Annotated in this window: 29 protein-coding genes and 1 pseudogene; 9 read left to right on the forward strand and 21 right to left on the reverse strand. The window is 55.2% G+C overall.

Annotation, left to right across the window (positions count from 1 at the left end; all coding sequences use genetic code 11):
- Positions 1-120 precede the first annotated feature (120 nt).
- The gene (locus ACMWL8_RS16930; protein ID WP_028014983.1) at positions 121-417 is read left to right on the forward strand and encodes a YicS family protein; all 297 of its coding nucleotides are present in this window, start codon (positions 121-123) and stop codon (positions 415-417) included.
- Between the two features lie 44 nt (positions 418-461).
- On the opposite strand, the gene ACMWL8_RS16935 is transcribed toward ACMWL8_RS16930, so the two are convergent.
- Entirely contained in the window at positions 462-1,412 is a 951-nt protein-coding gene (locus ACMWL8_RS16935) for a LacI family DNA-binding transcriptional regulator (protein ID WP_028014982.1), read from the reverse strand.
- 293 nt (positions 1,413-1,705) lie between these two features.
- Here ACMWL8_RS16935 and ACMWL8_RS16940 point away from each other — a divergent pair, with 293 nt between their 5' ends.
- From ACMWL8_RS16940 to ACMWL8_RS16965, 6 genes are all read left to right on the forward strand, one after another.
- Entirely contained in the window at positions 1,706-2,020 is a 315-nt protein-coding gene (locus ACMWL8_RS16940) for a PTS sugar transporter subunit IIB (protein ID WP_014830072.1), read from the forward strand.
- An 11-nt stretch (positions 2,021-2,031) separates the two neighbouring features.
- Positions 2,032-3,357, forward strand: coding sequence for a PTS sugar transporter subunit IIC (locus tag ACMWL8_RS16945; protein WP_028014981.1), 1,326 nt, complete (start codon positions 2,032-2,034; stop codon positions 3,355-3,357).
- A 17-nt stretch (positions 3,358-3,374) separates the two neighbouring features.
- A complete protein-coding gene (locus tag ACMWL8_RS16950) occupies positions 3,375-4,751 on the forward strand; it encodes a glycoside hydrolase family 1 protein (RefSeq protein WP_045260819.1) in 1,377 nt (458 codons plus the stop codon).
- A 5-nt stretch (positions 4,752-4,756) separates the two neighbouring features.
- Complete coding sequence (locus ACMWL8_RS16955) at positions 4,757-5,059, forward strand: PTS lactose/cellobiose transporter subunit IIA (RefSeq protein WP_028014979.1); 303 nt, start codon at positions 4,757-4,759, stop codon at positions 5,057-5,059.
- 138 nt (positions 5,060-5,197) lie between these two features.
- Positions 5,198-6,577, forward strand: a complete 1,380-nt coding sequence (locus ACMWL8_RS16960; protein WP_241276726.1) for a carbohydrate porin — start codon at positions 5,198-5,200, stop codon at positions 6,575-6,577.
- A gap of 117 nt (positions 6,578-6,694) precedes the next feature.
- Complete coding sequence (locus ACMWL8_RS16965) at positions 6,695-7,600, forward strand: EamA family transporter (RefSeq protein ID WP_045260821.1); 906 nt, start codon at positions 6,695-6,697, stop codon at positions 7,598-7,600.
- A 48-nt stretch (positions 7,601-7,648) separates the two neighbouring features.
- Here ACMWL8_RS16965 and nepI read toward each other — a convergent pair whose 3' ends face one another.
- Positions 7,649-8,839: a purine ribonucleoside efflux pump NepI gene (nepI, locus tag ACMWL8_RS16970; RefSeq protein WP_045260822.1), complete on the reverse strand. Its 1,191-nt coding sequence runs from the start codon at positions 8,837-8,839 to the stop codon at positions 7,649-7,651.
- Between the two features lie 207 nt (positions 8,840-9,046).
- Here nepI and ACMWL8_RS16975 point away from each other — a divergent pair, with 207 nt between their 5' ends.
- Positions 9,047-10,045, forward strand: a complete 999-nt coding sequence (locus ACMWL8_RS16975; RefSeq protein ID WP_045260823.1) for an aldo/keto reductase — start codon at positions 9,047-9,049, stop codon at positions 10,043-10,045.
- Positions 10,046-10,107: 62 nt separating this feature from the next.
- On the opposite strand, the gene ACMWL8_RS16980 is transcribed toward ACMWL8_RS16975, so the two are convergent.
- Genes ACMWL8_RS16980 through ACMWL8_RS17015 form a run of 8 tightly spaced genes read right to left on the reverse strand, consistent with a single transcriptional unit; the run spans position 10,108 to position 16,032 of the window.
- Positions 10,108-11,283 (reverse strand): acetyl-CoA C-acetyltransferase, encoded by a 1,176-nt coding sequence (locus ACMWL8_RS16980; RefSeq protein ID WP_045260824.1) that lies wholly within the window; start codon positions 11,281-11,283, stop codon positions 10,108-10,110.
- The gene (locus tag ACMWL8_RS16985; RefSeq protein WP_045260825.1) at positions 11,280-11,693 is read right to left on the reverse strand and encodes a carboxymuconolactone decarboxylase family protein; all 414 of its coding nucleotides are present in this window, start codon (positions 11,691-11,693) and stop codon (positions 11,280-11,282) included. Before ACMWL8_RS16985 ends, ACMWL8_RS16980 begins: the two co-directional genes overlap by 4 nt.
- Positions 11,680-12,900 carry an MFS transporter gene (locus tag ACMWL8_RS16990; protein ID WP_028014972.1) on the reverse strand — a complete coding sequence of 407 codons (1,221 nt, stop codon included), beginning with the start codon at positions 12,898-12,900 and terminating at the stop codon, positions 11,680-11,682. Before ACMWL8_RS16990 ends, ACMWL8_RS16985 begins: the two co-directional genes overlap by 14 nt.
- Before the next feature lie 21 nt (positions 12,901-12,921).
- Positions 12,922-13,572 (reverse strand): HAD family hydrolase, encoded by a 651-nt coding sequence (locus ACMWL8_RS16995; RefSeq protein WP_045260826.1) that lies wholly within the window; start codon positions 13,570-13,572, stop codon positions 12,922-12,924.
- Between the two features lie 3 nt (positions 13,573-13,575).
- A complete protein-coding gene (locus ACMWL8_RS17000; RefSeq protein WP_041911708.1) occupies positions 13,576-13,800 on the reverse strand; it encodes a 2-hydroxymuconate tautomerase in 225 nt (74 codons plus the stop codon).
- Between the two features lie 7 nt (positions 13,801-13,807).
- Positions 13,808-14,641 carry a hypothetical protein gene (locus ACMWL8_RS17005; RefSeq protein ID WP_045260827.1) on the reverse strand — a complete coding sequence of 278 codons (834 nt, stop codon included), beginning with the start codon at positions 14,639-14,641 and terminating at the stop codon, positions 13,808-13,810.
- Positions 14,634-15,410, reverse strand: a complete 777-nt coding sequence (locus ACMWL8_RS17010; RefSeq protein ID WP_028014968.1) for an AfsA-related hotdog domain-containing protein — start codon at positions 15,408-15,410, stop codon at positions 14,634-14,636. The genes ACMWL8_RS17005 and ACMWL8_RS17010 overlap by 8 nt, the downstream gene beginning before the upstream one ends.
- 10 nt (positions 15,411-15,420) lie before the next feature.
- A complete protein-coding gene (locus tag ACMWL8_RS17015; RefSeq protein ID WP_045260828.1) occupies positions 15,421-16,032 on the reverse strand; it encodes a hypothetical protein in 612 nt (203 codons plus the stop codon).
- A 187-nt stretch (positions 16,033-16,219) separates the two neighbouring features.
- Here ACMWL8_RS17015 and ACMWL8_RS17020 point away from each other — a divergent pair, with 187 nt between their 5' ends.
- Positions 16,220-17,140: a LysR family transcriptional regulator gene (locus ACMWL8_RS17020; RefSeq protein WP_045260829.1), complete on the forward strand. Its 921-nt coding sequence runs from the start codon at positions 16,220-16,222 to the stop codon at positions 17,138-17,140.
- Here ACMWL8_RS17020 and ACMWL8_RS17025 read toward each other — a convergent pair.
- The 11 genes and pseudogenes from ACMWL8_RS17025 to ACMWL8_RS17075 all read right to left on the reverse strand — a co-directional run bounded on the left by ACMWL8_RS17025 (position 17,137) and on the right by ACMWL8_RS17075 (position 26,215).
- A complete protein-coding gene (locus ACMWL8_RS17025; protein WP_045260830.1) occupies positions 17,137-17,589 on the reverse strand; it encodes a DUF1198 domain-containing protein in 453 nt (150 codons plus the stop codon). The genes ACMWL8_RS17020 and ACMWL8_RS17025 overlap by 4 nt on opposite strands.
- Positions 17,590-17,693: 104 nt before the next feature.
- A pseudogene (locus ACMWL8_RS17030) lies at positions 17,694-17,987 on the reverse strand (alpha/beta hydrolase); the annotation flags it as partial.
- Between the two features lie 161 nt (positions 17,988-18,148).
- A complete protein-coding gene (gene uhpT, locus ACMWL8_RS17035) occupies positions 18,149-19,540 on the reverse strand; it encodes a hexose-6-phosphate:phosphate antiporter (protein WP_045260832.1) in 1,392 nt (463 codons plus the stop codon).
- A 132-nt stretch (positions 19,541-19,672) separates the two neighbouring features.
- Entirely contained in the window at positions 19,673-20,983 is a 1,311-nt protein-coding gene (locus ACMWL8_RS17040) for an MFS transporter (protein WP_041911712.1), read from the reverse strand.
- On the reverse strand, positions 20,976-22,481 hold the full coding sequence (gene uhpB / locus ACMWL8_RS17045) for a signal transduction histidine-protein kinase/phosphatase UhpB (protein ID WP_045260833.1): 1,506 nt from the start codon (positions 22,479-22,481) through the stop codon (positions 20,976-20,978). Before uhpB ends, ACMWL8_RS17040 begins: the two co-directional genes overlap by 8 nt.
- Positions 22,478-23,071, reverse strand: coding sequence for a transcriptional regulator UhpA (gene uhpA / locus ACMWL8_RS17050; RefSeq protein ID WP_022646555.1), 594 nt, complete (start codon positions 23,069-23,071; stop codon positions 22,478-22,480). The genes uhpB and uhpA overlap by 4 nt, the downstream gene beginning before the upstream one ends.
- A gap of 82 nt (positions 23,072-23,153) precedes the next feature.
- Complete coding sequence (gene ilvN, locus ACMWL8_RS17055) at positions 23,154-23,441, reverse strand: acetolactate synthase small subunit (protein WP_010426528.1); 288 nt, start codon at positions 23,439-23,441, stop codon at positions 23,154-23,156.
- A 3-nt stretch (positions 23,442-23,444) separates the two neighbouring features.
- Positions 23,445-25,133, reverse strand: a complete 1,689-nt coding sequence (ilvB, locus tag ACMWL8_RS17060) for an acetolactate synthase large subunit (protein WP_045260834.1) — start codon at positions 25,131-25,133, stop codon at positions 23,445-23,447.
- Between the two features lie 106 nt (positions 25,134-25,239).
- Complete coding sequence (gene ivbL / locus ACMWL8_RS17065; RefSeq protein ID WP_057979964.1) at positions 25,240-25,338, reverse strand: ilvB operon leader peptide IvbL; 99 nt, start codon at positions 25,336-25,338, stop codon at positions 25,240-25,242.
- A gap of 146 nt (positions 25,339-25,484) precedes the next feature.
- A complete protein-coding gene (locus ACMWL8_RS17070) occupies positions 25,485-25,904 on the reverse strand; it encodes a helix-turn-helix domain-containing protein (RefSeq protein WP_127334638.1) in 420 nt (139 codons plus the stop codon).
- Positions 25,901-26,215, reverse strand: a complete 315-nt coding sequence (locus tag ACMWL8_RS17075; protein ID WP_045260835.1) for a type II toxin-antitoxin system HigB family toxin — start codon at positions 26,213-26,215, stop codon at positions 25,901-25,903. Before ACMWL8_RS17075 ends, ACMWL8_RS17070 begins: the two co-directional genes overlap by 4 nt.
- Positions 26,216-26,570: the final 355 nt, after the last annotated feature.

Below are 26,570 nucleotides of genomic sequence, written 5' to 3' on the forward strand. Positions count from 1 at the left end.
CTTATCGGTGGGCGATTCTCATGCGCAGAAAAGAGAAAATCATACTTTCGACTGGAATCGCTACACTGAATGTAACGATATATTTCATGGGAAGCCTGTGACGTCTAAAGGGGGTTGTTGATGAAAGCTGCGCACCTGGTCTGCCTGCTGGTTTGTCTGCTCTTCGCCGCGTTTGTCCATGCTCAGGAAAAGGACGATCCGGCGAAAGAGGCGCAGATTAAGCAACAGGTCCTGAAAGATATTAAGAAAACCTGTACGCCACAGAAAAAGCAGAGCGATAAGGCCTGGCAGGAGATGATTTTGTCGTCCGAGGCCAATCAGCTGCTGATCAAAAACGCCATCACCGCCGTGAAGCGCGACAACCTGGACGCCTACTGGGCTGCGGTTGGTCAGGTGGATTGTCTGGAAGATTATTGAGTTCTCGCCGGGTGGCGCTGCGCTTACCCGGCCTGGAAAATGTTTTAACGCTTCCGCACGTCCGGAATGATGAGATCCCCGCGCAGAACATAGGACCCGAGCATCTGCGTTTTCTCCGTCAGCCAGCTTACGATACGCGCCGCCATGGCATCCATTGAATATTCAATCGCCGGGATCACCGGAATACCCGGCAGGTGCAGCGATCCGGCCAGGCTAAAGACCATAATGTCGTCCGGTACGGATTTATTAAACGCCTGCAGCTGCGGGATCACCCGCTGGGCTTCCTGCTCGTCCGCCACCAGCAGCGCGTTGAAGTTCAGCGTGGACGCGTTGTTGAGTAATTCCTGAAGCGCAACGGACGAGGAGGTCGCGTCCATAAAGACGAGGTTGCGATTAAAGGGCAGGAAATTTTTCTCCAGCGCGTGCTTATAGCCAAGCAGCACCTGGTCGGCAAACCCGCTGCCGTGCGGGTGGATCAGCGCAATCTGGCGACGCCCCTGGCTGGTCAGATAGTTACAGGCGGTTTCGGCGGCAAAGGCGTGATCGAACTGAATGCTGTTGGAGTTATCAGCCTCCATGCAGTCCACCAGAATGACGTTTTCCATATCCACGTCCAGCGGGAAACGGGCGCCAATCACCAGAATGTCGTCACACAGGCCGCAGGAGAGTTCTTCAAGAGCATTCATCACTTCCGCTTTGCTATGGGCGAAGCGCAGCAGCAGGTGTTTTTGATGCTGGCTGAGCTGTTTTTCCAGCGCGTAAAGATACCCGGTGGTCTGGTTAATGTTTTCCTGCGCGCAAATCACCCCAATGCAGCCCGTCGACTGGCTCAGCAGCGACTGGGCAATCACGTTAGGCCGGTAGTTCAGCTCATCCACCGCCTTTAGCACGGCCTGACGGCTGGCTTCCTTAACGCCACGTGACCCACTCAACACTCGCGATACCGTGGCTTTAGACACCCCGGCCAGACGTGATACATCATTGATTGTCGACATCTCTTTCCCCTGGCAGGCTAACCTCGCGCCTGCAAATTCCATAACCGCTACGGCTCACATTATAGCCAGAACGGAGTATATCCGTTTCCGTTTTTCATGGAAACCGATTTTCCGTTTCCACTCAAAATGATGTCAAAACAGCCAAATTATGTGACACACATCCGGTTAATTAGCCTCATAAGTATTGGATATTGATGGTTATCACAGTTCTGCTTTTTATAAATGGAAACCGGTTTCCGTATCATGTCCAATCATCCTCGCAATAACTATTTACATTTAGAGGATGGTTGTCGATGTTCAAGATTATGCTGTGTTGCTCTGCCGGGATGTCCACCAGCCTGCTGGTCAGCAAAATGGTCGATGTCGCGAAAGAACGTGGTTTGCCGGTGAAGATTGATGCGTACGGTGTTTCCGAATTTGATACGCAGTTTCCGCAATACCAGGTGGTACTTCTCGGACCGCAAGTGAAATACATGTTACAGACACTCTCAGACAAGGCGGCTACGAAAGGCATTCCGGTGCAGCCCATCGATATGATGGACTACGGCATGCAACGTGGCGATAAAGTACTGGACTATGCTCTGTCGCTCATCGAAGCGGCACACTAAAAGGTGTTCACATGAGTTCGTTATATCAATCCATGGTCGCGGTGATTGAGCAGTCAATTACCCCGCTGGCCGCGAAGCTCGGCCAGCAAAAGTATGTGATTGCCATTCGCGACGGCTTTACCGCCGCGCTGCCGTTCATGATCATCGGCTCGTTTATGCTGGTGTTCATCTTCCCACCGTTCTCGGCGGATACCACCAACAGCTTTGCCCGCGGCTGGCTGGATTTCTCCCAGACCTACCGCGAACAGCTGATGCTGCCGTTTAACCTCAGCATGGGCGTGATGACCTTCTTCATTTCGGTGGGGATTGGGGCGAGCCTGGGGCGTCAGTTTAACCTCGACCCGGTGATGTCCGGCCTGCTGGCCTTTATGGCCTTCCTGCTGGTCGCCGCGCCGTATGCCGACGGTAAAATCTCGACCCAGTATCTCTCCGGTCAGGGCATCTTTACCGCGCTTATCACCGCGATTTACGCCACCCGCGTCTATGCGTGGCTGAAGCAGAACAACGTGACCATCCGCCTGCCGAAGGAAGTGCCCACCGGCGTGGCGCGTTCGTTTGAGATCCTAATCCCGGTGATGGTGGTGATCGGTACGCTGCACCCGCTGAACCTGTTCATTGAAGCGCAGACCGGAATGATCATCCCGCAGGCGATCATGCACCTGCTGGAGCCGCTGGTATCCGCATCCGACTCCCTGCCCGCGATACTGCTCTCCGTGCTGCTGTGCCAGATCTTCTGGTTTGCCGGTATCCACGGCTCGCTGATTGTCACCGGCATCATGAACCCGTTCTGGATGGCGAACCTCTCCGCAAACCAGGCGGCGCTCGCCGCAGGTGCGGCACTGCCGCACGTTTACCTGCAGGGCTTCTGGGATCACTACCTGCTGATTGGTGGCGTAGGCTCCACGCTGCCGCTGGCGTTCCTGCTGCTGCGCAGCCGCGCCACGCACCTGCGCACCATCGGCAAAATGGGCATTGTGCCGAGCTTCTTTAACATCAATGAGCCGATTCTGTTCGGTGCGCCGATCATCATGAACCCGATGCTGTTTATCCCGTTCGTGTTTGTTCCGCTGGTCAATGCCTGCCTGGCGTACGGCGCAACGAAGCTCGGCTGGCTGGCTCAGGTGGTGTCATTGACCCCGTGGACCACCCCCGCGCCGATTGGTGCCTCATGGGCGGCAAACTGGGCGCTCAGTCCGGTGATAATGTGCCTGGTCTGTATGGTGATGTCCGCGCTGATGTACCTGCCGTTCCTGCGCGCCTATGAGCGTACGCTGATGAAAAACGAAGAGCAGAAGGCCCAGGCAACCGTCGGTACCGCTGAAGCCGCAAGCAATTAAGTCAAAGAGGAAAGGACATGAAATACGCATTTCCCGATAACTTCTGGTGGGGCAGCGCAAGCTCCGCTCTCCAGACCGAAGGGGCAAGAGAGGGGGAAACCACTTGGGATTACTGGTTTGCCCGCGAGCCGAACCGTTTTCACAACGGCGTGGGGCCGCAGCAGACCTCCACGTTTTATCAAAACTGGAAAACGGACATTCAGCTGTTAAAGCAGCTGAACCACAACAGCTTTCGTACCTCGATTAGCTGGGCGCGCCTGATCCCCGACGGTATCGGTGAAGTGAACCCGGAAGCGGTCGATTTTTACAATCAGATCATTGATGAGCTGAATGAACAGGGCATCACGCCGTTTATCACCCTGTTCCATTTCGACATGCCGATGGCGATGCAGGAGATCGGCGGCTGGGAAAACCGTGACGTGGTGGACGCTTACGCCCGCTATGCGCAGATCTGCTTCGAGCTGTTTGGCGACCGCGTGCTGCACTGGTTTACCTTCAACGAGCCCATCGTCCCGGTGGAGGGCGGTTATCTGTACGACTTCCACTATCCCAACGTGGTGGATTTCCGCCGGGCCGCCACCGTGGCGTATCATACCGTGCTGGCCCACGCGAAAGCCGTTCAGGCTTACCGCGCCGGACATTACGCGGGTGAGATCGGCATCGTGCTGAACCTGACGCCGTCCTACCCGCGCTCGCAGAACCCGGCGGACGTGAAGGCGGCGCACATCGCGGACCTGATGTTTAACCGCAGCTTCCTTGACCCGGTACTGCGCGGGGAGTATCCGGCGGACCTGGTGGCGTTGCTGAAATCCTACGATCAGTTGCCCGCCTGCAAGCCGGAAGACAGCGCGTTGATTGCGGAAGGAAAAATCGACCTGCTCGGCGTGAACTACTATCAGCCGCGTCGCGTGAAGTGTCGCGACAGCGCGGTGAACCCGCAGGCGCCGTTTATGCCGGAGTGGTTCTTTGATAACTACGAGATGCCGGGCCGCAAGATGAATCCGTACCGCGGCTGGGAAATCTACGAGCCGGGTATTTACGATATTCTGGTCAACCTGCGCGACAATTACGGCAACCCTCGCTGCTTTATTTCTGAAAACGGCATGGGCGTCGAAAATGAACAGCGCTTTATTGAAAATGGCCAGATTAACGATCAATACCGCATCGAGTTTATTTCTGAGCATTTAACGTGGCTGCACAAAGGGATTAGCGAAGGGTGCAATTGTCTTGGCTATCATATGTGGACGTTTATTGATAACTGGTCGTGGTGTAATGCCTATAAAAACCGCTACGGATTTATCCAGCTCGATTTAAAAACGCAGCAGCGCACCATTAAGAAAAGCGGAGAGTGGTTTGCCGCCACCGCCTTAAATAATAGTTTTGAAAAAGAGTAATAATGATGATCGCACTGGAAGAAGCCGTAATGGAAATTATCGTCAACGCCGGACAGTCCCGCAGCCTGTGCTTTGAAGCGCTGCACGCGGCGCGTCAGGGCAACTTTGACGAGGCCAAAAGCCTGCTGCACGAAGCCGATGGCTACGCGCGCCAGGCGCACAAGATGCAGACCAAACTGATCGAGCAGGATGCGGGCGAAGGCCGCCAGCCGATGACGTTAATTATGGTGCACGCGCAGGATCATTTAATGAATTCCTTATTAGCGCGTGAACTGTCTGAAGAAATAATTCATTTATATCAGAGATAGTCTATGGCGAAATAAAGTTAATGTAATACCTCTGTACCCTAAATAGAGATCCACTTGTTCTGATGATAGCGACATACTCTGTCAGATCGGAGCGGGATGGTTATTGTCTGAATAAAATTAAACTATATTGAGATAACCATGAATACGATTAAAAAACTTCCATTAACCATGGCGGTTATCGCCGCGATTTGCCCAATTTCCGTACTCGCACAAGAATTTACCCAGGAGCAAATCGACGCCATTGTGGCGAAAGCGGTAGATAAAGCTCTGGCCGAGCGTCAGGCCAAAATGGATGCGGCGGTTGCGAAAAAAGCGGACGTGGTGACCGAGCCGCAAAGCGCGGCGCAATCCCCGGACATGGCGATCCCGTTCGGGATTAAATTTACCGGCTACGCCCGCTACGGGGCGCACTTCCAGGCCGCCGATCAGAAATACGTGGCGGTGGACGGCTCCTACAACGGCGCGTCCGCGATTGGTCGTCTGGGTAACGAAGGTAACGGCGGGGAATTCCAGCTCTCCAAGGCCTTCAAAGGGGACAACGGCGCCATCTGGGACATCAACGTGATGATCGACCACTGGGGCGACGAGGTTAACCTGAAAAAAGCCTACGCGGGGGTGACCAACATTATGGCCTCCAACCCAAATGCCTACTTCTGGGCTGGTCGTGACTTCCACCAGCGTCCGCAACAGGGCATCAACGATTACTTCTGGATGAACCACGACGGCCAGGGCGCCGGGGTGAAGAACTTTGACATCGGCGGCGTGCAGTTTGACGTGGCTGCCGTGGCGGCAGTCGAATCCTGCAGTCCGGAAGTGATGGAAGATGAAGCGAACCCGTCGCGCATCACCTGTACCGGCGGCTCCGGCACGGGCGACAAGGGCAACTACGCCGCGACCTCCAAAATCCACGGCATGAAGCTCGGCCCCATCGACATGGAGCTGTACGCCAACTACGGCTTTGATTCGAAAGCGGTTGAAAGCGACGAACGCCTGAACGCCTGGCAGGGCGGCGTGGTGCTGAGCCACACCAACGACAGCGGCGTGAACAAGGTGATCGCCCGCTACTCCGATAATTCGGATAACAGCGTGTTCAACAAAACCGAAGATCTGACCACGGTCTACGCCAGCTTCGAAGGGCTGTATAAATTCACCCAGGCCACGCAGGTGGAGTACATCCTCGCCTTCCACGACTACGACAATAGCCGCGATAAGACCGACAACCGTAAGAACTACAACGCCATCGTGCGTCCGATGCACTGGTGGAACGACGTTCACTCCACCTGGCTGGAAGCAGGCTGGCAGCACGTCGATTACGACAACGGCGGCGATAATAAGGGCTGGAAGCTGACCCTGTCGCAGAACATGTCTATCGCCATGGGGCCGGAGTTCCGTCCGATGCTGCGCTTCTACGTCACCGGCGGCAAAGTGGATAATGAACGCACCGCGCGCGTGAACAATACCAAAGACGAGACGCTCGACGACTTCAACGTCGGCGCGATGTGGGAGGCGTGGTTCTAAGGTCAACAACATGCCGGGTGGCGCTACGCTTACCCGGCCTACGGGGGGGAGGGCATCAGGCCGCACACAACCATGCTATGCTGTTGGCCAATTAACGACAACATAGCAGGGGAGAAAATGGGTTCCACACGTAAAGGGATGCTGAACGTCCTGATCGCCGCCGTTTTATGGGGCAGTTCCGGAGTTTGCGCGCAGTACATCATGGAGAAAAGCCACATTTCTTCGCCTTACCTGACCATGGTTCGCCTGCTGTTTACCGGCGTGATCCTGCTGACGCTCTCCTTCGTTCACGGCGACAAGATTTTCTCGGTCATCAAACATCGCAAAGACGCCCTCAGCCTGCTGTTTTTCTCGCTGGTCGGCGCGCTCACCGTGCAGCTCACCTTCCTGCTGACGATTGAAAAATCCAACGCCGCTACGGCGACCGTGCTCCAGTTCCTGTCGCCGACCATCATTGTGGCGTGGTTCGCCCTGGCGCGGAAAACGCGTCCCGGCGTGTTTGTCCTGTCAGCGATTTTTACGTCGTTGATCGGTACCTTCCTGCTGGTGACCCACGGCGACCCAACCTCGCTCTCCATCTCCCCTGCCGCGCTGTTCTTCGGCATCGCCTCGGCGTTTGCCGCCGCGTTTTACACAACCTATCCGTCAGCGCTGATTGCCCGCTACGGCACGCTGCCGATTGTCGGCTGGAGCATGTTGATTGCTGGGTTAATGCTGACGCCGTTCTACGCCGGGCGCGGCACCACTTTCGTGATTGACGGCGGCCTGCTGCTGGCGTTTTTCTACCTGGTGGTGATCGGCACGGCGCTGACGTTCAGCCTGTACCTGAAGGGCGCGCAGATGATTGGCGGGCCGAAGGCGAGCATTCTGAGCTGCGCCGAGCCGCTGAGCAGCGCGCTGCTGTCGGTGGTGTTGCTTGGCGTGGCGTTTACGCTGCCGGACTGGCTGGGGACGCTGCTGATCGTGTCGTCGGTGGTGCTGATTTCGATGGATTCGCGTAGAAGGGTTAAGGCATCGGCGTAGCCTGATGCCCTCACCCCAACCCTCTCCCACGGGAGAGGGAGAAAAACACTACTTCGCCTTAACCTTCCCCGCCACCAGCAGCGCGGTCAGCAGCATCAGCGTGCCGGAAATCACCAGCGGTGACGTCAGCCCCAGATGGTCGAGCGCCACGCCGCCAATGGCAGCACCGCAGGTGTTCGCCAGCTGGATCACCGCCACCTGAATCGACCCGGCTTTTTCCGCCTGATCGGCAAGCGTTCGGGTGATCCACGTCGACCAGCCCACCGGCACCAGCGCAAAGGCAAAGCCCCAGATAATCGCAATCGCCGAGGCAACCCACTTGTCGCTACCCCACAGAATCAGCACCGTGGCACTCACCGCCAGCAGCAACGGCGCACCCGCCAGCGCCACCTTCAGGGAGCGCTTCAGGAACTGGGACGACAGCGACGTGCCGATAAAGCTGGCGATACCGAAGCTCAGCAGCACCAGCGTCAGGCCGTCCACGTCAAAGCCCGCCATGGTCATAAACACCGGGCGGATGTAGGTGAAAAAGGCAAACTGCCCGGCAAAGGCCATAAAGATGGCGGTCATCCCCGCCAGCACGCCCGGACGCTTGAGCAGCGCGAACATGTTCTGTTTGTGGTGCGCCGCTTCGCCCGGCAGGGACGGCAGCGCCTTCCACACCCAGATAATGCAGAGCACACCCATCACTGCCGCCGCGTTAAAGACGTTACGCCAGCCGATAATCCCACCAAGGAAGCTGCCCAGCGGCGCGGCAATCACCAGCGCAATAGAGACCGCGCCGAAGATAACGGACAGCGCTTTTGGCACGGTGCGCGCGGGCACCAGGCGCATGGTCAGCGAGGCCGACATCGCCCAGAAGCCGCCTAATCCCAGCCCCAAACAGGCGCGACCAAGCAGCAGCAGGGTGAAGCTTTCCGCGAAAGAGACCAGCAGGCAGGAGAGCGTCAGCAGCACGCTGAACAGAATGACCACTTTGCGGCGATCAATCGCGCCAATCACCTGAGTGATAAACAGGCTGGCGAACATCGCCACAAAGGCGGTGACGGTAACGGACTGCCCCGCCACGCCTTCGGAAATGCCCAGATCCTGCGCCATCGGCGTCAGCAGGCTCACCGGCAGAAACTCAACGGTAATCAGGCAGGCGACGCAGAACGCCACGGAGAAAACCGCCGACCAGTTGGGGCGCGACACCTCTTTGGTCTGCGGTCTGGTCGAGGGCTGGATATGTTCTGTCATGGCGTCACCTGAAGATAAAAACGTGCGGAAAAGTCGCGCAGTTTATCATCAAAAGTGTGACGAATTTAACGTTTAGACAACTTTTGTCGTTTTTAATGATTCGGAAGGCAGAGCGGCGGCGACTGATACCTTTTCAGCATAACGAAAATGAAAATTCAGTAACCACAATTGAGGTGAAACAATCATAGCGTCTGAAAAGGAGAAACTATGAAAACACGTACTTTATCTCAAAATCTTACCGTCAGTGCCGTCGGCTACGGTGCCATGGGTCTGAGTGAATTTTATGGCCAGACTGATGACAAAGGTTCACTGCAGGTATTGCATAACCTCATCGATCTGAACGTGACGTTTATTGATACCGCAAATTTATATGGCCGTGGCCATAATGAAAGGCTAATCGGTCACTTTCTTGCCGGGCTGGATAAAAACACTCGCGACCAGTTCAAAATCGCCACGAAGTGCGGCATCGATCGCTCTCCTGACGACTCCTACGCCCGTACCATCAACAATACGCCGGACTATATCATCCGCTGCTGTAACGAATCCCTTAAGCGGCTTGGCGTGGAGCGCATCGACCTCTTTTATCTTCACAGAGTGAGCAACGCAACCCCGATCGAAGAGAGTATGGATTGTCTGCGCACCCTTGTTAAAGAGGGCAAGATCAACCACATCGGCCTTTGCGAAGTGTCGGCTTCAACGCTGCAACGGGCGCATGCGGTGCATCCGGTCACCGCATTGCAAACAGAATATTCTCTGTGGACACGAGACATCGAGGAAAACATTTTGCCGGTCGTGAAAGCGCTAGGTATCGGCCTGGTGCCCTACTCACCTCTTGGCAGAGGCTTCCTGACGGGAAAATACCTGAACAACAACGATTTTGCAGAAGGTGATTTCCGCAAGCATAACGAACGCTTTGTTCAGTCCAGCCTCGATCATAATCGCCAGTTGCTCGATATCATTACCCCGCTGGCGACAAAATACGGCTGTACCGCAGGTCAGATTGCGCTTGCCTGGCTGTTAGCACAATACGATCGGCTGGTTCCCATTCCGGGTACTAAGCACGTCAGCTATCTGGCCGAGAACGCGCGCGCTGCCGATATTGTGCTTGAGAAGAGCGATATCGAATCGTTGAACAACCTTCATCGCCGGGTAGCAATTAAAGGCGATCGTTATTCTGCCGAGGGTATGAAGGGCGTGAATGCCTGATACAGCATCTTGAAAATAAAAAACCGGGTTTCCCCGGTTTTTTTATATCTACGGATACGCCGTTAGCGATAAACGCTCAACGCGACGCCTTCCCCGCCGCCAACGCACAGTGCGGCAACGCCACGCCTGGCATCATTACGGATCAGGGAATGAACCAGCGTTACCAAAATTCGGCAGCCGGATGCACCTATCGCATGCCCAAGCGCGATTGCCCCGCCGTATGGATTGATACGATCCGGGGAAATCCCGGCCTGCTGAATCACGGCCAGCGCCTGGGCGGCAAACGCTTCGTTAGATTCGAGATGATCGACATCTTCAGGCTTCCATCCCGAGCGGGAAAGACAGTCGGCAATGGCCTGAATCGGGGCTGCACCCATTAATGCTGGTTGGATACCGGAATTGGAAAATACGCCCAGCGATGCCAGAACCGGCAAGCCACGTGCTTCGGCAGTCTCACGCGTACAAAGCAGGACCGCCGCGGCGCCGTCATTCAACGATGAAGCATTTCCCGCCGTCACCGTACCCTCTTTTCGGAAAACAGGCTTCAGTTTCGTCAATTTTTCGATACTGGTTGCACGGGGTCCTTCATCCCTCTCCACGCTGATCGTTTCACCTTTTCGCGTCTGCCATTCAACCGGGACAATTTCACGCTCAAAAATGCCACGCGCCTGCGCTTCAAGCGCATTGTGGTGAGAGACAAGGGCATATTCATCCTGCATTTCGCGGCTAATACCAAACTCCGTCGCAACATTCTCTGCCGTGATACCCATGTGATAATCGTTGAAGGCATCCCAGAGCCCGTCAGAAACCAGGCTATCTTTGAGAGTAATATCACCCAGCCGCGTTCCGCTACGCGACGTGGTGGCGATATGCGGCGCGTTGGACATACTCTCCTGACCACCGGCGATAACAAACTCAGCCTCACCCGTCTGCAGCGCCTGCATGCCAAGATGGACCGCCTTAAGCCCGGACCCGCACACTTTGTTTACCGTCAGACATTGCGTATCTACGGGCAATCCAGCATTCAGTGCCGACTGTCGGGCCGGGTTCTGGCCGCACCCCGCAGTAAGAACCTGTCCCATAATGACCTGAGAGATATCACTGGCTTCTACGCCAGATTCTTTCAGGAGCGCCTGAATGACGCGGCTTCCCAGGTCAGAGGCTGAATGCTCCGCAAGCGCGCCCTGAAATGCGCCCGTCGCCGTGCGGCGGGCTGCAATAATAACAATCTCACTCATGCGTCACTTCCCTTCAGTCCTGGCAAAGTATGGCCCGTCGCGGCTATTGCCGCGCGGTATGCAGTAAGACCATTCATGCAGGCGGGAACGCCAGCATATACCGCCATCTGTATCACAATTTCAAGCAGCTCTTCCGGCGTCACGCCAGTATTGAGCGCACCTCGCATATGCAGTTCTAGCTGCGGCATGGCATTACCCAGCGTCACAAGCGAGGCGACGGTCAACATTTCGCGCGTTTTGAGATTCAGTCCCGGACGACCCACCACATCCCCGAACGCATAGTCGGTAATCAGGGCGGGCAGCCCCGGGTCGAGCTCGCTCAGGCGGCGGGTGACTTTATCCGCGAGCCCCGCTTCAAGACGGTCCATAATCTCTCTGCCATAGCGCGTGCGGTCATTAATTTGACTCATAAGATTTCTCCATACGGGATTGTTTTGCGGTCAACGTTGCCGGAATAACCGCGACAAGCAGAACGGACAGACCGATGGCCGTACCGGCGACGATATACAGGAGCGGCATTGAAAATGATGAAACCATCCAGGCACCGACTGACGCACCGATACCAATCGCGGTATTGAAAAATGAAACGTAGATTGCGGAGGCCGGGAAGGCTTTATCCTCTGCCATACGTAAAACCCACGTCTGGAAACCGACAAATATTCCTGATACGGCGACACCCCAGACAACCATACTGGTAAATATCAACGCAGCAGAGAGCGAGGAACCAGACAGGCCCAGGAACAGCAGCACTGCACAGATCAGCAGTACAGACAAAGAGACCGTCAGCTTGAGATACTTATCAATCAACACGCCGGTCAGGAAATTACCTGCCAGACCCGCGATGCCGTAAACAAAAAGCACAGCAGGAATAATGGTGGTGGACAGTAAACTCTGCGTGTGTAGCCAGGGTTCAATGTACGTAAAGGCAGCAAAGTGAGCCGTCACAGCCAGCAAGGTTGCTGAGTAAATTTTCCATAATGTTGACGATTTCAGCACGCCTTTAAGCGCATCCAGCCCGAGCGCACTTTTGCTGGTAATCCTGGGAACAAGAACGCTAATACCCACAAAGGCAATTACGCTCAGCGCGGCCATCAGCCAAAATGCCTGCCGCCAGCCGAAGTGAATACCAATATAGTTGGATACCGGTACGCCAAAAACGCTTGCTGCGGAAACACCACCAAATACGATTGACGTCGCCGCCCCTATATATCTGGCAGGGACCATAGCCACCGCCGTTGCGCCGATCATCGCCCAGAATGCGCCGTGAGCGAGCGCTCCCAGTACGCGGGCGCTAAGCAGCATGCTATAGACGTTTACCGTTGCAGCCATAACGTTAGAGATCAGAAGTACCACAGTGAGCACAAGTAAAAGCCGCTTCTTGGCCACATTCCCTAAAAAGACGGAGGCAAACAGCGCACTCAACGCCCCCACCCAGGCATAAAGCGACACGGTCATGCCCACCGCAGATTCCGAAGACTGTAGCCCCTCTGCGATTGGCGTTAATAATCCGACTGGCGCCAGTTCGGTGGTGACAATAGTAAAGGTTGAAATAGCCAGAATGAATAAAGCAAGCCATGACCTTAACGTCATATTCTGCGGAGTGAGTTCTGAAGTCATACTACTTACCTCAATAAGGATTTAAATAATGTGCCAATTTTTTTCAGTTGCATATCTGGTAAGCGCGGAATGCTCTCCCACACAGACGGGATGGCCAGTGGCTTCCAGCATTGGAATATCCGAAAGATCGTCGCCGTAGGCATAACAATCCACGGGGTTAATCTCTTTATCATCGCAAAAGGCGATAAGCGCGTCTTTTTTACCTGTTCCAATTGTTTGAGGCAGGCCGATTTCACCCGTCAACTCACCTGCGTCATTTATTATCACCGGCGCACAGAGTACTTCCGTTACTCCAAGATATTTTGCAATGGGTGAAAGAATCGGAAGCATAGAGCCCGATATAAATACGGTATACATGTTCTGGTTCTGATGTTTTTTAAGGGCTGAAACAGCACTCTCAATAAAAAACTCGCTTTCCAGCTTACGCCTGAACCACTTCTCACCCATTTCTTCCAGATAACGACAAGACACACCTTTAAACTGACGATAATAATCTCTGTTCAGGGCTTCCCTTGGCACGCCGTTTTTCACGTCGGTGCGAAAACGAGACATATAGCGTTGAAGACGATCGTTTTGATTATTTTCCCTGCACCAGAAATCATAGAAATCAAACATGCTTTTAATATTTATAAGCGTTTCATCAACATCAAAAAAAGCGGCATGTTTACGCAAACTTTATTCCTCGTAGTTTTTTCTTCGACTCTTAACCGGAAAATCTCTATCCGTACCAGACACGCCTGCATCCGCCCAGCGGGAAGGCGCAATTTCAGAAACCACCACGGAAATTTTATCCAGCGGCGCACCCGTGTTTTTGTGAACGGCAAATGTAATATCTTCCTGGAGTCTGATGATTTGATTTTCATCTTTCGCAGGCCAGGTCATAACATGAACAAATGGCATATTTTTCTCACTCTATAGTTGTAAATTCATCGAAGGAACGGCCTTTGAGTTTTAAATGGGCATGGATATCGCCTCCAAGACCATAAAAGCCAATTGCCCCGCCGTAGCTCTGACGCGAGCTCATATAAAGTACGACTACGTTAATAATTCTGTTTCCTTTCCTCGCCGGAGCCGGGAAAGGATCGGTTAACTCTGCCCAATATTCGGCATTACCTTCGCTATCGGTTATAAATACGTTGGGTATTCCCAGCGGACCTGGCCTGCTCGGATCCTCCGAGGCTAGATCGTTTTCCCTGAGACTCATCACGGTGTAAACGCTATCCGGAACAAGGCTCCGGAACGAAAACGTGAACCGGGCTCGTTTCTTATCTTCGGACAATGTGACCTCAAAGGAGCCCTCTGCCTCGAGCCAGGCAGCGAGGGTCACTGGCTCGATCTCTCGCTTTCCATCGCTGCTGCGATAATCCGCGATATAGCCTTCATGAAGTGGCAGGCCAGGCCTTATTTCATTATTGGCCTGTGGCCGCTGTTCTGGTGCGAAAATCATCCGATAGTTGTTCATCGGAATGGGTAAAGGAAGAGTATGAAGAATGATGTCCTTCAACGCGTCCTGAGGCATCTTGTCCAGATCGCACAGAATGTTATAGGGTGCGACTTCCCCAAATGCCGGAAGCGGGCTGTCCGGAGAGACAATGACGCTTCGCCACTGCAGTCCGTTATCCCCTGGCACCATGCCAACCACGACAAAATTACCCTTCCCGTCCATGACCTCCGCAGGGGGGTAAAGCGGCCCCTGCGTGGTCGCAGCCAGACGGTATTTCTGGCTACGTAATTCAGGCATGCGTTACCCCCTGAGTCACCCCTTGCTGCTCAACAATGGTCGCCTGCATCGCAACCTCAGCCAGAGATTTCTCTTTCTCTGTAATCAGGGCGGAAGGATAGACGGTGAACGAGACATCCATTGTCGCGCAAAGCGTTTGGTGCTGAGTGACGCGAACCTGAGCCTTGAAACGCCCCCGGCGGTCGTTAATATCTTTTTCAAGAAATTCAAAGTGGACCAGCGCCGGTAAAGGGAACAGGAAACTGGCGAAATTGATTGCCATGCTATTAATGACGTAATAGCGTCCACTTTCCTGCTGGTAAATAAATTCTTCGGTGACGCCGATAAAGGCCTGTCGGCTGGCTTCAACCAGGAGCATTCCCTGAATATGCTGCCCCGTCTGATGATCCGCCATCAATTCGCAACGCTCATCGATTAACAGCGGCATCGCATAAAGATCGTGGTTATGCTCAGCTTGTTCCGCAGGTCCTATAAGTACATTCTGTTCCAGTCTTTTATGGCAATAAGCATTTTTTTTGTCGCTAACCAGTTTTTCCAGAGAGCACATTTTTAACTTATTACCATGAATCGCATTTCTTGCCTGGTTTGAAATTACCTTTCCGGCAAAATCCTTGCGCACGCCCTGCCCAACAATAATTTCATGTTCTTTATCAATGATATTCGCAGGGATTTGAGTCAATAATTCTAGCTGAGATATAGTCAGTACATCTTTACCATTGGCAAATTCATTAAATTTATCGCCAACAACTACCAACTTTTTACAGTTCATTCATTATCCCTCAACAACAGCAAGCACGATAGATACGTGTATAAAGGCCGTCATTACCGCCAGTAATAAAGTTATCGCCAGCCTGTTGAATGATTTCCTGGTAACGCGCATTGGTAAACGCTTCTTTATATGCTGCTTTATCGCCGTTGAATGAGGAGATAAACATTACACCCGGAACGCCACTGATCAGTGAATGAAATGCTTCGAAACTTTCAATCTTATCTTTGTTATCTCTTACAACATTAAAAATGGTTTCATCGCGCCACTGACGGTACTGCTGATAGTTATGCGCAGGCACTTCGACGTGTCGGAGCTGAATATAATTTGATTGTGGCAAGCTATTTTTATTATCAATTGGGGATTCAACAAACTTAAGCAGTTCGCGACGGATATCGGCAGAAAGAACCTCAGAGAAACGATGGAACATGGACTCCATTTCACTTTCAACCCATGCAATTTCTTTAATATCGTTGAATGCGCGTAATTCCAGCAATTCATTAACGCCGTTTTCTTCACAGGTATAGTAGCGAACGTTTTCATTGCTTTTTAAGGAAGTAAATTCTTTTTCAGAAAAAGTGTTTTTTAATGGGAAGCGTGATACCAGTACATATTTAGACGACATAATTACTCCGAGTATTGATTAAGTGAGGATTCGGATAGAAATTTATCAATACAGGAAACTATTGGAATTGTTAAATTTGTAATATATTTTTTGTATTACTGTTAAAACGGGTTTTGCTGCCAGCATTTAGCGTGTAATATCGAAATGGAAAAAAGACGAAATACCTTTTCGCATTTAGGACCCACGTATGGCTACAGCAGAACATTTAATCAGCAATAACCTGCCCAGTATCAAACAATTACAATGCTTTCTCGCTGTTGCACATGAACTGAACTTTCGTAAGGCTGCCGAACGTCTGCGCATGACTCAACCGCCTCTGACGCGTCAGATAAAATGCCTTGAAGCGGTGTTGAAACGTCAGTTGTTCAGTCGCAGTACGCATGACGTTAGCCTCACTGAAGCAGGTCGAGCCTTGGTCGTTCAGGCAGAAAAAATACTCAAAGACATCAGCAGCTTAAAAGAAGATCCTCACTCTTCAGAAACGAATCTGCGCATCGGTCTCACGCGCACGCTTAATTTTGAATATATTGAACCTGTAAATGCCCAGCTTCAAAAAATGAACGCCGGAGATGACGTTGAAACGCCCGACCTGACGTCAGCACAGCTGCTGCAAAGCTTGTCTAAAAATATGCTGGATCTGGTGCTGACCGGGGAAAAAGGAACGGGTCATGAAGACATTGTTCAATACCGCTGGGTCTGCCAGGAACCGTTGCTCATCGCAATGCCTTCTTTACATCCTGCCAGTCTGAAAGAGAAAGTCTCGCTGGAAGACATTAGCGATCTTCCACTTTTTTGGTTTTCGAGAAGCGCTAATCCGTCATTCTATGATAAATGCGAAAGCTACTTTGACACGCTGAAAACGCCGCTGAAGCGTATTAAAGAGCCGGATGATTCCCTCGTGATGCTAAGCCGTATCGCAAGAGGGAAAGGGTTTGCGCTGCTGCCTCAGTCAAAATGCACCTTCAATCAGGAGGGGCTATGCTATCGCGAACTAACGGACGATGAGGCAAAGAGATTAAATATTGATATCTATGCCGCAACTCGCCTCAATGAAAACAGAGAGGAGATCCTGAACGCTCAGAATATCTTGTGCGGCAAAAAGGCTTAATGCAGATAAAACACACCTTCTTCCGGCAGAAATAGCTGGTTATAGCGCAGCTGGAAGACGTTCAGCTCCTGCGGATCGGGCTCCATTTCGCGCATAAAGCCAAGTGCCAGACGAATTTGCGCATCGGTAATGGGTGCGGCAAGGCGGGCTTTACGCAGCATACGGTGCCAGGTATGCAGATTCTCTTCGCTACCGTCGACAATGCAGACCTGCCAGATGAGCAGCACCTGCGCGGCGTTTTGCAGATGCGCCTCGTCAGGCCGCTCAAGGTAGCGGATAAATTCATTGCCCGGTGTTTTACCGAACTGGTCAATCATCGACTCGATCGGCATCGGGGTAATCCCCAGCCGTTCGCTTAAACGTTTGATGGCGCGGCGGGAATCTGAGGTCAGGACACGAAATCCCACCACAAACACCACGGCAAGCGTTGCCAGCATTATCCAGACCATGCGTTCTCCTTAGACTAGCCGCTCATCATAGCGGGAAACGCAGCGTGTCGACAGCGGGTACGGCCAGAATAGTGAACCGAAAAAAGCTGGATAAATGCGATGAAAGCAATCCCGCGATAGCCGCTGGCCGACAGCGCGCGGATCGTGCCGTCCCAGGTGCCCGCACAAAAGTTTTTGCCGTGCATCAGCACCACGGTACGTCCGTTGGGTTTTTCCGGCTTCACGTCCAGGTAAGCCATATCCAGAGACTGGTTTTGCGAGGTAAAGGTAAAGTGTTTTACCGGCCAGCCGTAGTCGAAACCTTCCAGCTTCTCGCCGTAGGTGGGGGCATCCGCGGCCATTGCGGGGGATGCCAGCGCCATCAGCAGCGCCAGGCAGGACAATCGTCGGGTTAACATGCAAGCTCTCCGTTAGCAAAAGGGGCTAAGGCTGCACGAAAGGCGGCAGCAAAAAACACTGTAGAGCATGGAGAGGAGTGGGTGTGTAAAGCGGGGTAAAGGTAGGACGAGCAAATAAAAAAAGCCCGGCGGTCAGCCGGGCAAAGAAGTTACCTGCACACTCAGGCCGCTTTTAATTTCTGCGCGCGGTTCTCGCGGCGAATTTTACGTTCTTCCAGCACCGCGACCATCGCCATCAGGACGATACAGCCAATCGCTGCCGCATCCAGCGCCGCGAAGGTGCCCGCCCAGCCGGTAAGGCCGAAAATCGGCGTACCGTCGGCGATCATCCCCAGGCCAAGCTTGGCGAAGCTGTCGCCGATCAGGTAGGCGAAGGTGCCTTTAATCCCATCGGCGGCGCCGATCGCTTTTTTCGGCACGAACCCTACGGCCGCCACGCCAATCAGCAGCTGAGGGCCAAACACCAGGAAGCCGAGCGCGAACAGGGACGCCAGGTAAACGTACTGGTTGCTGGCGTGCTGATACACGCCCAGCGTGGCGATAATCAGCGCCAGCGCGACGCAGGCCACCAGCGCGCGACGGCCATTGGCGAGATCCGAGAGCCAGCCCCACAGCAGCGTGCCGACCAGCGCGCCCACTTCGAACAGGGTGAAGCCCTGAATCGCCACCTCTTTCGAGAGCTTCAGCTCCTGGAAGGCATACACCGTAGACCACTGGTCGATGCCGATGCGCACCACGTACAGGAAGATGTTTGAGAAGCACAGCAGCCAGATCACTTTGTTTTTCAGCACGTACTCAACAAAGATCTGCCATTTGGACATCTCGTTCTCTTCGGTCTCTTTGTCCTCTTCGCTGATCTCCTCCCCGAACAGCTCTTCGGCTTTGCCGAGGCCGTACGATTCCGGGGAGTCGCTGCCGAAGCGCAGGCCGATAAAGCCGACGATCAGGGCGATAATCGACGGGAAGATAAACATGCCGATCACATGGCCGTCGAACAGATAGTTCGCGCCAAACAGCGCCACGCCTGCCGCACCCGCCCCGCCGAGGTTGTGGGAGATGTTCCACATGCCGAGGTACGAACCCCGCTTGCGGCGCGGCGTCCATTTGGTGATGGTGGAGTAGCTGCACGACCCGCCGGTGCTCTGGAAGAAACCGCTCAGGGCGTAGAAGGCGATCATCAGGAACAAGCTGACGGAGCCCGCGCCCATGCTGGCGCTGAAGCCGAGCATACAGATGGCGGAGAGGATCAGCATAAACGGCAGGAACTGCTTGGTGTTTTTGCCGTCCGCGTAGTAGGACACAACCGTTTTCCCCACCCCGTAGGTGATGGAGAAGCCCAGGCCAATCATCCCCAGCTGCGTCATGCTCAGCCCGTAGGTGGAGATCATGTCGTTCTGCGCGATGTTAAAGTTTTTGCGGATCAGGTACATGGTCAGGTAGCCGATGAAGACCACCAGATAAGACTGCATGAACGGTTTGAACCACATCTTGCGCCGCACGTCGAGCGGCAGATCCAGGGTCGGCTTGCGCACCTGGTTTAAGAAGGCCAGCATGGTTGGTTTACTCCTGAGCTGATTTTTGCAGCATTGTAAAAATCAGCCGGGAGAGATGCCTGAGACAGCGTCCAGGTGAAACCGGGAAAATTTCCTAGTTTTGCGGCACTCGGCAACAAAAGGTGAGGCGCGTCACGCTTCGCGCGGCGCCTGGGCGTGCAAAAACGGCAGCAGTAGCAGGGCGGAAATCCCCGCCGCGATGGCGATCGCCGCGAAGAACCCGCTCCAGTGCCAGACGTCGATCACCCGTGCCAGCGGCCAGCCGGAGAGCGACGCGCCAAGGTAGGCAAACAGCCCGACAAAGCCCGTTGCCGCGCCTGCCGCCTCCTTGTGCGAGCACTCCGCCGCCGCCATGCCGATCAGCATCTGCGGACCAAAGACAAAAAAGCCGATGGTGAAGAAGCACGCCGCCTGCATCACGTAGCTGGCAAACGGCATCAGCCACAGCGAGCCGACGGAGAGTAAAATCCCGGCGGCAAAAATCAGGTTCATCGGGCCGCGGTTGCCGTTGAACAGCTTGTCCGAGCCCCAGCCCGCCACCAGCGCGCCGATAAACCCGCCCAGCTCAAACATCGTCACCGCAGAGTTGGCGGTCACCAGGTCCACGCCGAGCGTCTCGGACATATACAGGTTGCCCCAGTCGTTGATCGCCGCGCGCACCACGTAGACCAGCACGTAGCAGAGGGACAGCAGCCAGATGTACGGGTTTTTCAGCACGTATTTGGTGAGGATTTCCTGGCGGGACAGCCCGGCGCCCTCCTGCTGCTGGGCAATCTCCATCTCGTCGTGCCGCCAGTCGCCCACCGCAGGCAGGCCGACGGTTTGCGGCCTGTCCCGCAGGCGCCAGCAGAGGAACAGCCCGGCGACAATCGCGAGGGCACCGGCAATCATCATCCCCGTGCGCCAGCCGTAGTGCAGCGCTGCGGCTCCCACCACCATCGGGATCAGCGCCCCGCCGACGTTATGCGCGGTGTTCCAGATCGCCCACCAGCCGCCGCGCTCGTTGCGCGAGTACCAGGCGGTGAGCAGGCGGGCGCAGACCGGCGCGCCCCAGCCCTGGAAAAAGGCGTTCAGCGCCCACAGCAGGGCAAAGGCCCACAGCGAAGTGGAAAAGCCAAACAGGATGTTCACCACGCCGGTGGCGATCAGCCCAACGCCCATAAAATAGCGCGCGTTGGAGCGGTCGCTGACGATGCCGGAGAAGAACTTCGACAGCCCGTAGCTGATGTAAAACAGCGTCGCCAGCAGGCCGATATCGGTGCGCGTCATCACGCCGCTGGCGAGGATTTCCGGCGCGGCGGCGTTGAAGCTTTTACGGGTGAAGTAGAACAGCGCGTAGCCGAGCCAGATGGTGATCAGGATATGGCGACGCCAGTAGCGGTAGCGGGCGTCGATTTCCGCCTTGTCGCGCAACGGAGCCGCGCTGGTTGGGGTTTTAAACATGGTACGTCCTTAACGGCAAACTGACGCTGACGCGCGTCCCGTGGGTGCAGGAGAGGGTCAGCGTGCCGCCCAGCGCCTTGACGCGCTCGCGCATGCCCGCCAGGCCAAAGCCCTGCTGGCCGGAGCCCGGCGGCAGGCCGCAGCCGTCGTCTTCAATCACCAGCATCAGGCGCTCGTCCTGCTGCCAGCCCTGGATCGTCACCGCGCTGGCATTGGCATGTTTAACGATGTTGTTCAGCCCCTCCTGACAGACGCGGAACAGCGTCACGCGCTGGCCTTCGCTGAGCAATGATTCATCAATGCGCCAGTCGAGATGGCTGACAATGCCGCGGCTTTCCAGCTCCATCTCGCGCATCAGGGAGCGTATCGCCTGCTCCAGCGACAGGTCATCAAGCTGGCGCGGACGTAGCCGTCCCAGCAAGCGGCGAACGGCGTCATAGACACCCAGCGAAAGCTGTTCGATATGCGCCCCGCCCTGCTTCACGCCCGCGTTATCCGCCGCCAGGCGCTGGACGATGCCCGCCTGCGTGCGGATGGCGGTAATGGTCTGGCCGATATCATCGTGCAGCTCGCGAGCCACCTCCTGACGCACGCTCTCCTCGGTCTCCAGCAGACGCTCCGCCAGACGTCGGTTGCGCGCCAGCTCGGCTTGCAGGGACTGGTTCAGCTCGCGCAGGCGCTGAATGCCCGCGCCGAGCAGCAGTCCGGTCAAGCTCTGGGCCAGCAGCGAGAGCAGCAGATCCACCGGATGATCGTGCCAGGTCTGGCTGGCGATCAGCGCGATGGCGTTCATCAGCGTGGCGATCAGCGCCCCCTGCCAGCCGTAGTGCCAGGCCAGAGCGATGATCGGCAGCGCCAGGCAAAACGGCGTGAAGCGCGAAAGCTCGGCGGGCAGACCAAGCTGCAGCCACAGGCTCACCATAAACAGCAGCAAATACCAGATGAGGTGCCGGGCGCGCCAGTTCACCGGTTGGGAGACCAGCGCGGGGCCGAGCGGCTGCCAGACGGTGCTGGTGAGGTAGTGCCAGAAAACCAGACAGGTCGGCGCGAGGGTCAGACCGCCGGTAAGGGTCAGAAGCAGGGCGTTAAGCATCTCCTTCTCGCCGATCCACGGCAGGGATTGTAACAGCGCGGCGGCAATCAGCGCCGCCCCCTGACGCAGCAGCGTGCGCCAGTCGCGCTGGTGGCGGTAGCGGGAAATCAGGGCAACGGGGAGAAGCGTAAGCAGGCTTCCGGTCATCAATAAGGGAAGATGCGCGAGGGCCACCTCCTGCGCCAGCCAGACCAGCATCAGCCACTCCGCGCCGAGCAAAACGGGCCAGTAGCCACGCGGGCACTGGAGCATTAATCCCAGCCGCAGGCCGAAGGGAAACAGCAGCACCGCCAGCTCCGGGCGCTCCACCAGATGCAGACTGATGCTCCACAGGCAAAACCATGCGGCGGAGAAGATAAAAAAGCTGGCAGCGACGGCGATCAGCCGCGAAAACACGGGGCTCATTGCCAGCTGTCGAACATGCGGCGCGCCAGCTCGACGTCGTTGCTGACGTTGAGTTTTTCCATCAGGTTGGCGCGGTGGACGTGCACGGTTTTCGGCGATAGATCCAGCTCTGCGGCAATCTCTTTCACCGACATGCCCTGGGCAAGCTTCTCCGCCACCTGGCGCTCGCGTCTGGTGAGCGGATCCTGACGTCCGGCCGCCAGCTTGATGGCGATATCCGGCGTCAGGTAGCAGCCGCCGGTGGAGACGGTGCGCACGGCGGCGATCAGCTCGTCCGGGCTACAGCGTTTGGAGAGGAAGCCGCGTGCGCCCGCGTTGAGCGCCTGCTCGACCAGCGCCGGGCTGTCGTGGACCGAGAGCATGATCGTCGCCATCCCTTTCGGCAGCTGGCTCAACAGCTCCAGCCCGGAGAGATCCGGCATCGAGATGTCACAGATACAGACCTGCACCCCGCGCCCCGGAAGGCCCGCCAGCGCCTCGCGACCGGAGCCAAACTCGGCCACGACCTGGAAATCCGGTTCGAGGTTAAGAAGCTGGGCAAAGCCGGAGCGGACGATAAGGTGGTCGTCGATGAGAGCGATGGTGGTCATGTGTGTTCCTGCGATCTGAAAAAGCCGGATGACGCTGCGCTTATCCGGCCTACAAGAGCGAAAGACGCTTACCTTAAGCGATTTACTCGAAAAACACCGCAATTTTGTTAAACATGGTGGGATCGGACTGGTTGCGCGCCACTTTGGTGACGTCTTCCAGCTTGTCGATCTGCGCCATCATCTGCTCCAGACGCTGATCGTCGTTGACCAGTAGCCAGATGCGGCTGTGCTCGCTGCCCTGAATCGGCAGGCAGAGAATACCTTCCACGTTAAACGCGCGGCGGGCAAACAGCCCACAGACGTGGGTCATAACGCCAGGGTGGTTGCGGACGGTGAGTTCCAGAATGACGTTATCATGTTGTTTCTGCATGGCTTATTCCCCCACCATCTCAGTATTGGCCGCACCCGGCGGCACCATCGGATACACTTTTTGTTCAGGGTCGATACGGACGTGGATCAGCGCCGGGCCGGGACGAGAAATCGCCGCCTGCAGCGCCGCGTGGGCGTCTTCTTCCGCGTTCAGATCGCAGGTGTGCAGGCCAAAGCCGGCGGCAATCTGCATAAAGTTAATCATCCCCGGATAGGTCGCCGCAAACACGCCCTGCTTGTAGAACAGGCTCTGCTGCTGGTGTACCAGGCCCAGCGCCTCATTGTTCATCAGGATGATTTTCACGTCTAACTGGTTTTCGGCTGCGGTGGCCATCTCCTGAATGTTCATCATCAGGCTGCCGTCGCCGGAGAAGCAGATAACCTTGCGGTCCGGGTTGGCGAGCGCCGCGCCTACTGCCGCCGGCAGGCCGAAGCCCATGGTGCCGAGGCCGCCGGAGGTCAGCCACTGGCGCGGACGGTTCAGCGGATACGCCTGCGCGGTCCACATCTGGTGCTGGCCCACGTCGGTGGTGATAATCGCGCTGTCGTCCACGCAGGCGGCCACGGCGTTGATCAGCCCGTAGTGGCTCAGCGGGTCGCCCTCAGCTGGGATGGCGCCCGGGAACTCGCGTTGCAGATCCGCCACCAGCTGACGCCAGTCGGCCCGGTCAGTTGCGTCCGTCTGCGGGATCAGCTGCGCCAGCACTTCGGCCACGTCGCCCTGAATCGCCACGTGCGGCTGTTTGATTTTACCCAGCTCGGCGCGGTCAATATCCACGTGAATAATTTTGGCGTTCGGGCAGAACTGCTCGGTTTTGCCAATCGCCCGGTCATCAAAACGTGCCCCCATAACAATCAGCAAATCCGCCTCTTGCAGGATGTAGTTGGTGCTGCGCGCGCCGTGCATGCCCAGCATGCCTAATGACAACGGATGCGCTTTAGGCAGCATACCCAGCGCCATCAGGGTCATGGTGGTCGGCAGGTTGGCCTTTTCCGCAAACTGGCGGATTTCATCCGCGGCATTGATCGCCCCGCCACCCAGATAGAGCACCGGGCGTTTGGCGGCGTTAATCATGGCGGCGGCGTCGCGCACGCTTTCAGCGCTGAATTCCGGCGCGGGGGCGCGCTCGCCCGGCTCCGGCAGGACGTCGATCTCGATCTCTGCGGTCTGGACATCCTTAGGAATGTCTATCCACACCGGGCCCGGGCGGCCAGACTGGGCGATGCGGAACGCATCGCTGATAACCTGAGGCAGCTCGCTGATATCGCGAACTAAATAGTTATGTTTGGTGATGGGGATAGAAATGCCGTAGGTGTCCACTTCCTGGAACGCATCGGTGCCGATCATCGAGGACGGCACCTGGCCGGTAATGCAGATCAGCGGAATGGAGTCGAGGCGCGCGTCGGCGATGGCGGTGACCAGGTTGGTTGCGCCGGGGCCGCTGCAGGCCATACAGACCGCCGGTTTGCCCTGCGTACGCGCCATGCCCTGAGCGATAAATCCTGCCCCCTGCTCGTGACGCGCCAGCACGTGGCGGATCTGCGTGCTTTGGCTCAACGCATCGTACAGCGGCAGCACGGTTCCACCCGGGATACCCGCAACCGTGGTGATGCCCTGTCGTTCCAGTAAATGAACAATCAGCTGCGCGCCTGTAAAACGCGTCTTTGTGGATGTTGTGCCCGAACTTGCCATGCTCCAGTCCTTTTCTTCTGGGCCGACTTTCCGGGGAGGGTCCTAAACGAAAAACCCCGCCCGGTTTGCGCCGGCGGGGTTTTGGATTCGTGTGTTGATCCAGTCCCTACGGCGCATTGCCGACGACCACCACCACACGCACGACGACCACTGCGGCTGGTTGCGCAGTTTTTAGTAGGGTCGAAGTGAAGATGGATGAAGTCATTGGGGACCTGTGTTTGGAATCATTGATTGAATTTATACAAACACAGGTTTTCGGGCGTGACAATGGAAATATTTTCATCTGCGCAAAAATGCGTCAGGGATCACGTTTCGTTTGTTGAGTGATAAAGGGCTGTCGACCGTTTTATTTCATTCAATAAACAGTGCAGGCGATACCCCAAAGCGCACCGCCAGTTTTTTTATATGGTTTAACGTCAGCTGACGCTGTCCATTCAATACCCTTGAAACCATTGATTTACTGCCAATTTCATCCTGAAAATCTGAAATGGTCAGTTTGTACTGATCCATAAGGGTTCTTAAAACCGCAATTCCCACTGGAACAGATTCCATCTCCTGACGCAAGGCGACAATCTCGGGTCGATTCGCTTCATAACGACTTATTCTTGCACATACGATATCCAGCAAAGGACTACCAGGTTCATTCATGAGCAGATACTCAACCAGCTCAAGCGCATCCTGGTAATCTTTCTCATTCGGATGTTCACCCAGTAAAGGGACAGCCTCGACAAGGGCATGCGTTGCTTTCATTGCATCAGCGACGATCATCATTTCTTCCCCTTAGTGCGATGTTTCTCCGTAAAAAGGTCATATTCCTTATGAGTAAAAACATGGCGCACATAGAACTTTTGGCTTTCAAAGAATATGAGAGCCACTACTCTGAGATTGTTATTTGCAATATCAATCACATAATGCTTATCCAGATATTTAAAGTTATCCCGCGTCGGAAAAATTTGTTTCAGCGCAGCAGGTGTCGGGCAATGGCTCTTTTCGATAGTGCGACCTAAAAAAAGGAGCTCTTCCTTGTGCTGCGGGAACTGTTTTACCGCATCAATAATTGCCTTCATAGAAATTAAATGCATACAGCATGCCTGCTGCGTTCGTTGCCATTATGGCAACAATATCATGCATTGCCAATGTGTCAACACGTATCGTTTTTCTGACTAACATCTGAAAACAAAAAACCCCGCCGGAGCGAGGTTTTTATCAGGGTTTTGCGGTTGGTCGCCGCAGAACACACTGTGTTACGTCAACGCGAAAAGTATACGCGATCGAACTCGAACGCGCAATTCCGGCACGGATTTTGACGTTTTTGAGTATGGATCACCTTCCAAATTTTGTCCAAAAAATACTGTTCATGCATACAGTATTTATCTATACTGAGGGTGTTCGCAGTGAGCGAGGGGGCCGCAGTTTACCGGCGCAACGAAGTCCTGG

Source organism: Enterobacter sp. 04-C-12-SI-ECC (assembly GCF_047530715.1).
GTDB lineage: Bacteria > Pseudomonadota > Gammaproteobacteria > Enterobacterales > Enterobacteriaceae > Enterobacter > Enterobacter bugandensis.